Origin of the sequence: Microcystis sp. M31BS1 (assembly GCF_020245285.1) — a bacterium.
In the GTDB taxonomy this organism is placed as follows: domain Bacteria; phylum Cyanobacteriota; class Cyanobacteriia; order Cyanobacteriales; family Microcystaceae; genus Microcystis; species Microcystis panniformis.
This window is the reverse complement of the sequence record NZ_JADBVE010000316.1, coordinates 1-10,470: the sequence shown is the minus strand read 5'-3', so window position 1 is coordinate 10,470 and position 10,470 is coordinate 1. Positions and strand designations below refer to the sequence as shown.

The 10,470-nt window shown below is 44.9% G+C and carries 8 protein-coding genes and 2 pseudogenes; 7 read left to right on the top strand and 3 right to left on the bottom strand.

The window, feature by feature from the left end; genetic code table 11:
• The first annotated feature begins 573 nt into the window (after window positions 1–573).
• Complete coding sequence (gene pta / locus IM509_RS18125; RefSeq protein WP_052276349.1) at window positions 574–2,670, top strand: phosphate acetyltransferase; 2,097 nt, start codon at window positions 574–576, stop codon at window positions 2,668–2,670.
• 391 nt (window positions 2,671–3,061) lie between these two features.
• On the opposite strand, the pseudogene IM509_RS18120 reads toward pta, so the two are convergent.
• Window positions 3,062–3,205, bottom strand: a pseudogene (locus tag IM509_RS18120) (transposase); the annotation flags it as partial.
• 168 nt (window positions 3,206–3,373) lie between these two features.
• Here IM509_RS18120 and IM509_RS18115 point away from each other — a divergent pair.
• From IM509_RS18115 to IM509_RS18090, 6 genes are all read left to right on the top strand, one after another.
• The gene (locus tag IM509_RS18115) at window positions 3,374–4,588 is read left to right on the top strand and encodes an RNA-guided endonuclease InsQ/TnpB family protein (protein WP_052276348.1); all 1,215 of its coding nucleotides are present in this window, start codon (window positions 3,374–3,376) and stop codon (window positions 4,586–4,588) included.
• A 129-nt stretch (window positions 4,589–4,717) separates the two neighbouring features.
• The gene (locus IM509_RS18110; RefSeq protein ID WP_052276347.1) at window positions 4,718–6,586 is read left to right on the top strand and encodes a cation:proton antiporter; all 1,869 of its coding nucleotides are present in this window, start codon (window positions 4,718–4,720) and stop codon (window positions 6,584–6,586) included.
• A 108-nt stretch (window positions 6,587–6,694) separates the two neighbouring features.
• Entirely contained in the window at window positions 6,695–6,949 is a 255-nt protein-coding gene (locus IM509_RS18105; protein ID WP_052276346.1) for a hypothetical protein, read from the top strand.
• Window positions 6,942–7,244: a DUF3181 family protein gene (locus IM509_RS18100; RefSeq protein WP_004161125.1), complete on the top strand. Its 303-nt coding sequence runs from the start codon at window positions 6,942–6,944 to the stop codon at window positions 7,242–7,244. The genes IM509_RS18105 and IM509_RS18100 overlap by 8 nt, the downstream gene beginning before the upstream one ends.
• Before the next feature lie 83 nt (window positions 7,245–7,327).
• The gene (gene ald / locus IM509_RS18095) at window positions 7,328–8,413 is read left to right on the top strand and encodes an alanine dehydrogenase (protein WP_052276345.1); all 1,086 of its coding nucleotides are present in this window, start codon (window positions 7,328–7,330) and stop codon (window positions 8,411–8,413) included.
• A gap of 40 nt (window positions 8,414–8,453) precedes the next feature.
• Entirely contained in the window at window positions 8,454–9,233 is a 780-nt protein-coding gene (locus IM509_RS18090; protein WP_052276344.1) for an HNH endonuclease, read from the top strand.
• Between the two features lie 5 nt (window positions 9,234–9,238).
• Here the strand turns inward: IM509_RS18090 and IM509_RS24390 are convergent.
• Both IM509_RS24390 and IM509_RS18085 read right to left on the bottom strand, forming a co-directional pair.
• A pseudogene (locus IM509_RS24390) lies at window positions 9,239–9,340 on the bottom strand (bluetail domain-containing putative surface protein); the annotation flags it as partial.
• 20 nt (window positions 9,341–9,360) lie between these two features.
• Window positions 9,361–10,335: a DUF4351 domain-containing protein gene (locus tag IM509_RS18085; protein WP_002785426.1), complete on the bottom strand. Its 975-nt coding sequence runs from the start codon at window positions 10,333–10,335 to the stop codon at window positions 9,361–9,363.
• Between the last annotated feature and the right edge of the window lie 135 nt (window positions 10,336–10,470).

The following is a 10,470-nucleotide window of genomic DNA, read 5'->3' as shown; positions in this document are numbered from 1 at the left end:
GTTATAATTAAATTAAAAATGGATTTTAGGTTCGATCCCCCCTGCCCCCCTTGATAAGGGGGGTGCCGATAGGCGGGGGGATCCCCCCTGCCCCCCTTGATAAGGGGGGTGTCTGACAACTTTTAACGCCTACCTACTTAAATCTTTATGAAAAATCAAGCCCTAGCTGGAAAGCCGGTGATAGGATTTTCTGGAGTCTTTATTGTAATCTGAGGAAATTAAATCAAGTCGATGGAAAAAATGTTACCAGTGAACAGCAATCGGACAAAATAACTGCTAGATTACAAGGTATAGTCGATCACTCTCTAGTAGATATTTAAACAGCGATCGCTCTGGGACAAAAATCTCTGGATTAGCCAACAAATAAAGATAGTTTACTGAAAATTTGCCAACAATTCACGCCCTTATAGACAACTTGATCGCTGCCCCCCTTATTAAGGGGGGATTAAGGGGGGATCAAGGGGGGATCAAGGGGGGATTAAGGGGGGATTAAGGGGGGATCAAAACCACCTCAAGGTTGAGGTAGCCCAATTAAATCCCACCCTCGTTATTCGTTATTATTCTTCTCTACCCATGACTAACTCTTTATATATCAGCACGACGGCAACGGGAAGCGGTAAAGCGTTAGTAGCTTTAGGAATTATTGACTTAATTCTCCGCAAAACTAATAAAGTTGCTTTTTTCCAGCCAATTGTTCTCGACTGTTCCCAAGGTCATCGGGACGAAGACATTGACTTAATCCTCAATTATTTTAAATTAGAACAAACCTACGAAGAGGCCTTCGGTTTATGTTACGACGAAGTGAAGGAGTTATTGGTACAACAAAAATTTGATGAAATCATCGGAAAAATTATCAAAAAGTTTAAAAACTTAGAAAACAAATATGATTTTATCCTCTGTGAAGGTTCCGATTATCTGCAAGAAAATTCCGCCTTTGAATTTGAACTAAATACAGAAATCGCCAAAAATCTCGGCCATCCCATCTTAATATTAGGTAATGCCTACCAGCGCAGTATCGAAGATGCCCTTAGTCCGATCCTGATTTCCTGCGACACCTACCAAGATAAAGGTTGTAAGGTGATTGGGATTATTATCAATCAAGCTGAAGAGGAAAAAATAGAGGAATTACGGAAAACCCTAACTAAAATTTTTCCCCCCCAAGAATATGCCCTAGGAGTGATTCCCCATAATGCCAAACTTAGCAGCCCGCGAGTGGCAGAAATCGCCCAACAATTACAGGCAAAAGTTCTCTACGGACAGCAAAGATTAGATAGTTTAGCTAGTAACTTTCTGGTGGTGGCCATGCAGATGCAAAATGCCCTAGAGCGGTTAAAAGAAGATAGCTTAATTATCACCCCTTGGGATCGCGGCGATGTGATTATCGGGATGTTACAGGCCCACCAATCGGCCAATTATCCCCAATTAGCTGGTATAGTCTTAACAGCAGGTCATAACCTCAATCCTTCGATCGCCCGTTTAATTGACGGTTTGCCCGATCCCTTACCGATTCTCTCCGTCACCACCGATACCTACACCACGGCCGAACACATCCACGATGTGCGAACCACCCTGACCTCGACGGACTACGATAAAATTAACCTCAGTCTGCAGCTTTTTCACAGTAACATCAATCTCGATCGCCTAGAAGCGCAAATTCGCACTTTGCGGACCCAGGGGATTACCCCGAAGATGTTCACCTATAATCTCGTACAACAGGCCAAAGCGCAAAAACGTCACATTGTTTTGGCCGAAGGGACTGAACCGCGCATCCTCCAGGCAGCCACAGTTTTAATCGAACAGGATATCGTCGATTTAACCCTCTTGGGACAACCGGACGAGATTGCAATGGTGATTAAAAAACATGGTATCACTCTCGATCTCGATCGCCTGCAAATTATTGACCCCGTGGCTAGTCCCCATTTTGAAAGCTATGTGCAGACCCTCTACGAAGCGAGAAAAGCCAAGGGAATGAATCTCGATATGGCCCGGGATTATGCACAGGATGTCTCCTATTTTGGCACTTTAATGGTGTATCAGGGCGATGCTGATGGTATGGTATCGGGGGCGGTGCATACCACTCAACACACGATTCGGCCTGCACTCCAGATTATCAAAACTAAGCCCGATTGTGCGATCGTCTCCTCGGTCTTTTTTATGTGTCTAGAGGATCGAGTCTTGGTTTATGGGGATTGTGCGGTCAATCCCGACCCCAGTGCCGAGGAATTAGCCGAAATCGCCCTATCTTCCGCCGAAACCGCCCAAAAATTCGGAATTGAACCGCGAATCGCCCTGCTTTCCTATTCTTCGGGTCAATCGGGCCAGGGAGAAGACGTGGAAAAAGTACGACAAGCGACCAAAATCGCCAGGGAAAAACGCCCCGATTGGAAGCTAGAAGGGCCGATTCAGTACGATGCGGCCGTGGATAGGGAAGTAGCCGCCCAAAAAATGCCGGGGTCAGAGGTGGCGGGCCAAGCAACGGTGTTTATTTTTCCTGACCTGAATACAGGGAATAATACTTATAAAGCCGTACAGCGGGAAACAAAAGCTTTAGCGATTGGTCCAATCCTACAGGGATTAAAAAAACCCGTCAATGATCTCAGTCGCGGTTGTACCGTTCCCGATATTATCAATACGGTGGTAATCACAGCCATTCAATCCCAATCTTTTTGAGTTATCAGTTAGAAAACGGGTTTCTCAAAAAAACCCTTTTTCTGGAATATGCTTATACCATTTCTCTAAATGAAAACTACACATCGAATTTAAGTCACCCTTTTTAAGGGGGATTTAGGGGGATTAAACTTCTGTAGTCAGACTTTGGAGAATTGGTATTATTTCCTCCCGACCGGGCCAGAGCGGGAATCAAAACTATCTCAATGGAGCGAGATGAATCGCGACCAGAATAAAACTAACGCGGTAGCGTTTCCACTTTCGGGGAGTTTTGGTTCTCGACGTATTTTTTTAGTTGTTCGACAGTAAGTACCTAGGCAAAATTATTTACACATGACGATCATTGCCCCGTAAGGGTTTTAGCTCGATCGGGCAGGTAATTAATTTTGCATGACTACTTAACGTCGCCACAACTAGCCACGAAATAAGCTCCCGTCCAAAAATAGGGTTTGTTGTCGAAATACTCGGCCGCCAAATACGGAAATTCTTGTCTAATTAAGCGACTACTAACTGTTTTAAGGTTAGCGATTAGTTTGGTCCATGATTGTAATTATAGCGTTTCCTGTTCGCAAGAGATACATTATCGATGGTGAAAAGCTTAATTAGCAAAGGTTAAACTGTGCCACACAGGTGTGAGAACCGCTATAGTTGATATCCTAGGCAGTAAGTGTTATAATTTAACTATACATCACGCTCACGAAAGACAGTGATAACGCTTACCTACCAGTACAAACTAAAGGTAAACAGACAACAGGAACAGGAGATAATCCACATTCTTGATGTTTGCAAAAGCGTTTATAATTACGCTCTTTCAGAACGGAAAGATTGGTTAAACTCTCGAAAGTGTCTTGCGGATCACTGTTCGCTAGTTTCCGAGTACATAATTCCTGCGGATGAACCCTATCCTAATTACTTCGTTCAAGCTAAAAATCTAACGGAAGCTAAAAAAGTTTACCCGATATTAAAGACGGTTAACGCTCAAGTTTTACAGCAAGTCTTAAAAACTTTAGATAAGGCGTTTAACCAGATGAAATCGAAAGGCTTCGGCTTTCCTAGATTTAAGAAAAAGATGCGGAGTTTTGTTTTTCCTGCGCTGTCAAAAAGCTTTCTAGGTGACGAATACTTAAATTTTCCACAATTGGGAAAAATTAGAATCAGGCAATCTAGAGAATACCCGTCTGGGTTCGAGCCTAAACAAGCTCGAATTATCCAAAAAGCGTCGGGATTTTACGTTTCGGTTTCCTTCCAATCTACGGAATTAGTTCCCGATATGACAGTGGGGAAAACCTGTTTAGGAATTGACGCGGGGATTGAGAGTTTTGTTGCTACTTCACGGGGAGATTTAATCAAAGCCCCTCGATTTTTGTTGAAAGTACAGAGTAAGCTTAAATTGCTACAAAGACGCTTGAAACGGAAAACTAAAGGCTCTAGCAATTGGTTAAAACTTCAGGAGAAGATAGCGAGATTACATGAAAAAGTGTCTAATACTCGTAGAGATTGGCACTTTAAGTTAGCTCATTACCTTTGTGATCTTGCTGATAATATCTTTGTCGAAGATATTAACTTCATTTCCTGGTCTAGAGGGATCGTTAGAAAACAATCTCTGGATTCGGGCATCGGTAGTTTTATTAACGAGATACTACCGTTTGTCGCTTGGAAACGGGGGAAATATTATCTTAAGGTCGATAAAAACGGAACTTCCCAGGATTGTCCGAATTGTGGCGCGATTACTGGCAAAAAGTCGTTATCAGAAAGAGTTCACCGGTGTGATTCTTGCGGCCACATTGAACCGAGAGACACGGCATCAGCGAAGGTAATCGAGAACCGAGGAAAAAACGCGGTCGGACTGACCGTGTTAGAAAACGCTCGCGGAGGCGATTTGACGGGGATCGACTGGGTTAAACCAGGTCGATCTAGTTAAAAACCTATGAACCGAGAATCTCCCGCTACACCGCGCGAGCGGTTAGCGGGGGAGAGTCAAAATTAGAATGATTAAACCCCAACCATAACCCCGCCTCGATAACCGATAGCCGATAACCGATCGCTAAACATGGATCCATCTTTCGCCCTTACTCTGCAAATTGTCATCACTGTGGTGGCGGGGATTACAGCCCAAGTCATCGCCGAATACCTGAAAGTTCCCAGTATTGTTTTCCTGCTCATTTTTGGGATTGCTTTAGGGTCCGATGGTTGGGAAATTTTACACCCCCAAAGTCTGGGAATTGGTTTAGAAGTCCTTGTTGCCCTCTCTGTGGCGATTATCCTATTTGAAGGCGGTTTAAGCCTAAGCGGACGGGAATTAGGGCGAGTTTCTGGCAGTTTACGCAACCTTGTCACCCTCGGTACTTCCATCACTCTCATCGGTGGCGGTATGGCAGCCCACTGGTTGGGGGAATTTCCCTGGCCGATCGCATTTCTTTACGCTTCCTTAGTGGTGGTAACTGGTCCGACGGTGATCGGGCCTTTGCTGAAGCAAGTAGCCGTAGATCGACGGGTGGCGACGCTTTTGGAAGGGGAAGGGGTATTAATCGACCCTGTGGGCGCAATTTTAGCCGTAGTGGTGCTAAATACGATTATTGATAGTCATTCCCGCCCCATGGCAATTATCACTGGTTTAACCCTGCGTTTAGGTATCGGGGCGGCGATCGGCATTGTCGGCGGCGGATTGTTAAGTTTTATTATAAAAACTTGCAATTTTCTGACTTTTGAGTTAAAGAATCTCGTGGTTTTAGCGGGAGTCTGGGGGTTATTTGGTTTATCGCAATTTAGCCGCAGTGAATCGGGGTTAATGGCGGTGGTAATGGCGGGAATTGTGCTAAAAGCAGCGGCAGTTCCCGATGAGCGGTTATTAAGACGTTTTAAGGGTCAATTAACCACTCTTTGCGTGTCGGTACTGTTTATTTTACTAGCGGCGGATCTTTCGATCGCCAGTGTGATCGCTTTGGGTTGGGGCAGCGTCCTGACCGTGTTAGTCTTGATGCTGGTGGTACGTCCCCTGAGTGTGGCTCTGTGTACCCTAAAAAGTGACCTAAATTGGCGACATAAGCTATTTATCGCTTGGGTTGCCCCTAGGGGAATCGTTTCTGCCTCCGTAGCTTCTTTATTTGCCATTTTACTCACCCGTGCCGGTATTAATGGCGGTGAAGCGATCAAAGCTTTAGTCTTTTTAACAATTTTAATGACCGTTTTTATTCAGGGATTAACGGCGCGGTGGGTGGCAAAAGGGCTAAAAATCACTTCTTCTGCGGCAACAGGGGCAGTAATCGTCGGTTGTAATCCCCTAGGTCGCTTAATCGGCTGTTTATTCCAAGAACAAGGGGAAAACGTGGTTTTAATCGATACGGATGCTGCGGCCTGTCAGCAAGCAAAACAAGAGGGTTTGACGGTGCTGCAGAGTAGCGCACTTGATACAAAAATACTGCAAGAAGCCGGCATCGAATCCATGGGGACTTTTCTGGTTTTGACTAATAATAGCGAGGTTAATCTGGTTTTAGCCCAAAGAGCCGGGGAGGAATTTCATCCTCCCCGGGTGTTGGCTGCCTTTGCGGGAACCCCTAACCCAGATAAAAATAAGGTTAATCAGGTTTTTCTGCCTAGTTTTTCGGTCAAGGAATGGAATCAGTATTTAGACGATAATCAGATTAAATTGGGTAAAACTATCTTTAAAGCCGATGATTTGAGCGAACAACAAACCAGATTAACTAAATTAATCGAAAATGGCGAACTGCTGCCCCTACTATTGCGCCGCGATAATTCCCTACAGGTAGTCACAGAAAGGGAAGAATGGCGCACAGGAGATGAATTAATCTATATTCTGCGCGATTTACGCCCACAACTGCTTAAACGTCTTTCTGGCACCGTCAGAACCCGTTTATCTTTAGAAATCTTACCCGAAGTGGAAATTGTCACCAGTAGATAAGTAAGAGGACAAAATTAACTTCTTGGTTAGGATAGGAACTCTGGCAACTTAACTTAGCTAAAAAAAACGGTACACTGATAACTGATAATTGATAACTGATCACTGCTTATGCCTCCTCGTTGGCCCCGTCAACCCGACCGCAAAAACGATCCCGCTTTCCGACGTTTAGATGATCGCATGAATTTCGCCGTTCATGTAGCGGGTTTTTTAGCGATTAATTCAGGGTTGTGGTTTTTTCATATCATTAAATTTTCCGATTGGACTTGGTTAAATCTGTTCACGGGAATTTGGGCTATCCTATTGGTGGGACATTTGATTTATATAGCGGCGATCGCTGACTACTCGGTAACATCCCATGGCTAACACAACTCAGGACATCGAAAATCTGGCGGCCCAAATCGGGGACAATATCTACATTGACGTGGCTAAATGGCATCTCTATCTCCGGGAAGCACATTTACACAGCGTCGTTGCCGAAAAAGTCTTCCCTTTGCTCGAAAACGACAGTTTAAGTGAGAATGCAGTCATGTCTATCCTGCGGGAGATAAAAGTCACCCTCGGAGGTGGTCATCTGCAAGTTTCCCTAGCGGATTTGTTACCCAGCAAATGTCAGATAGATTTAATCGATTTGCTCGAAGAATACCAAAAAAGTCACTAAAATTCCCCAATAGTATGCCTGATAACTGGCAGACTAGGACTAACAGGCTAAAGTAGTTAGAAATAGTCCCCCAGAAGCAAACCATGGAAATAGGTGTTCCCAAAGAGATTAAAGATCAAGAGTTTCGCGTCGGTTTAAGTCCCAGTAGTGTGCGTGTACTCAATGATCGCGGTCATAGGGTATTTGTGGAAACGGCCGCCGGATTAGGTGCCGGATTCAGCGATGAAGATTACCAAAAAGCCGGGGCCAAAATTGTGGAAAAAGCGGCCCAAGTTTGGGATAAACCGCTAGTTGTCAAGGTAAAAGAGCCGCTTAAGGCAGAATACGGCTTTTTAAACAAGGAGGCTCTCCTTTTCACCTATTTACACCTAGCAGCCGAGCGCTGTTTAACGGAAGCATTAATTGAGTCGGGAACAACTGCGATCGCTTATGAAACGGTCGAGCTTGCCGATGGTCGTTTGCCTCTCTTAACTCCCATGAGTGTTATTGCCGGTCGTCTTTCGGTACAATTTGGGGCCCGCTATCTGGAAAAACAACAGGGAGGTAGGGGAGTTTTACTGGGGGGGTTCCCTGGGGTGAGTCCTGGACAAGTGGTTATCCTTGGCGGTGGTGTGGTGGGTACGGAAGCGGCCAGAATTGCCATCGGTATGGGGGCAAAAGTAACTATTTTAGATATTAACGTCGAGCGCTTGGCCTATTTAGAGACTTTATTCGGTTCGCGGGTAGAATTGCTTTATAGTAGCTCGGCACAATTAGAAAATGTGGTTCCTAGGGCCGATTTATTGATTGGAGCAGTGCTAGTCTTAGGAAAACGAGCGCCGACGCTGGTTTCTCGCTCTTTAGTCGCCAAAATGAACCCTGGTTCCGTAATTGTCGATGTGGCAGTGGACCAAGGCGGCTGCGTGGAAACCCTGCGGGCCACTTCCCACAGTCAACCGACTTACCTGGAGTCGGGAGTAGTACATTATGGAGTGCCTAATATGCCTGGAGCAGTACCCTGGACGGCAACTCAAGCTTTAAATAATAGTACCCTACCCTACGTTATTAAATTAGCCGACCATGGAGTAAAAGCTTTGGATCAAGATGTTTCCCTCGCTAAGGGGTTAAATGTCGCCAATCATCGGTTAATTCATCCAGCAGTGCGCGAAGTTTTTCCCGATTTGATTTGAGCAGTAATTTCAGGGCTGATGGTGGTATTTTCCAAGGGCTATGACTAAGAATTTATGGACAAGGGATGAGCTGCTGATCGCTCTCAATTTATACTATAAATTTCCCTATGGACAATTCCACACCAATAATCCTATTATTATCGAAGTCGCTCAAAAGTTACAGCGAACACCATCGGCCCTGGTGATGAAACTATGTAATTTTGGTTCTCTCGATCCCAGGCATCAATTGCGAGGAGTACAGGGGTTAAAAGGTATCAGTAAAGCTGATCGGCAAATCTGGCAGGAGTTCGAGGATAACTGGACAGAATTAGCCCTAGAAAGTGAGGAAAGATTACAGGTTCTTTTAGGAGTTATCAACGAACAGCAAGAGGATTTTACTAGACTTGATTTTTCGGAAAAGATTAAAACAGAAAACGAGGCAATCAGAAAAGTTAGAATCGGACAAAACTTTTTTAGAAAGACAATTTTAGCATTATATAACTATCGTTGCTGTATTACAGGAAATCCCATTCCGCTGTTACTAACAGCTAGTCATATATTACCCTGGAGTCAATTTCCTGAACAGCGTTTAAACCCTCATAATGGCTTGTGCCTAGCTCGTACTCATGATACTGCTTTCGATCGAGGTTTAATTAGTTTCGATGAGGATTTAAGATTAATTATTGGCCATGAGATCGAAAAAAAGGCTCAGGATCAAGGTAGCGAGACGTTAGCACTAAATTTTATCAACTATCGCGGTAAAACTTTAAATGTTCCCGCTCGCTTTTCACCAGATTTAGATTTTTTAAACTATCATCGCTATCATATATTTCAGGGCTAAAAGTACGATATTGCCGCACCAGCTTGACTAAGCAGGTCAATTTTATCAGTACCAATAGCAAAATCCGTAACTCGGTCTAGGGCTGCGGCAGTGGACTGACTAAACTGGTCGCTTAACAAACCTGAATTTAAAGGGAATCCAAACAGTTATCCAAATCCGCCAAGGATTGAAAATCCAAGAGAGCCTCCCCCAACTGTTCTAATTGCGACGCCGTCAGCCCACGAATCTGGGCCACCACATCCGGACTCAGGGTACCAAATCGTTTTGACAACTGTCGCACAATCAGCAGAGATTCTCCTTCGAGAAGCCCCTCCTGACGACCCTCCTGGCGACCTTCTTGACGACCTTCTTGACGGGCAATACGTTCTACCGATAAGACATAGGGCATGGCTTTATTTTTCTCCAAATTTTGAATGGATGTCCACAGTTGTTTCTCCAAGTCTTGGGGCAACTTCATTAACCAGTCGATAATGCCAAACAAATCAAGAATCCGTTGCTTATCCCAATCCCTCTCATATAGTAATCGAGCCAACTGCCACTTGGCGTCATAGCGCCCTGACGGATTATTGCGGGTTTGTTGGGTTAATAAATGGGCCGCAGTCACCAGGGCAAAAGGGTTGGGATTGTCTAGCAAAGCATTGAGACAGTTGGCGTAGTCAAGAATTTTTACTGTCGCAAATTCAATGCTTGTCCGACTACCAAGCAAGTCGTAGCTGAATCCCTGGGGTCGCCAGCTTGGATTTGTATCTGCTAACACGGCTAAGGTTGCAACCGGGCGACGGTAACGGTCATAAAGCCGATAGTTGTAAATAAACAACCGTTCAGCAAAGGTTCTATTCGGTCGCCCCTGAACCTCCACATGAATATAAACCCATTCCTGCTTGGCCGTGGTCAGGGTCACTTCTACCAAACAGTCCACCCGTCGCCGCCCTAATTCCGCATCTGCCACAATTTGGGCCAGTTCTTGCTCCAGAAACCTATGGGGGAATGTCCAATCAATGGACTCATAAGCCGCCGGAAAGTAAAACGCCAGAAATTCCTGGAAATACCGCACCAGAGCCGTTTTCCAAGGACTATCGTAGTCGTCAGGTGCATTGGTCATCGGAAATTTTGGGTCTGAAACCCCGCCGTTCTAGGTTGGCTTTACGTTAGAATTAAAAGGCCAGTCTCGAAAACCAAGTGGACGGCGCAGCACCTTGAAAACTCGGCTTAGGGGGTTCCGACCAGAAAAGCTTGG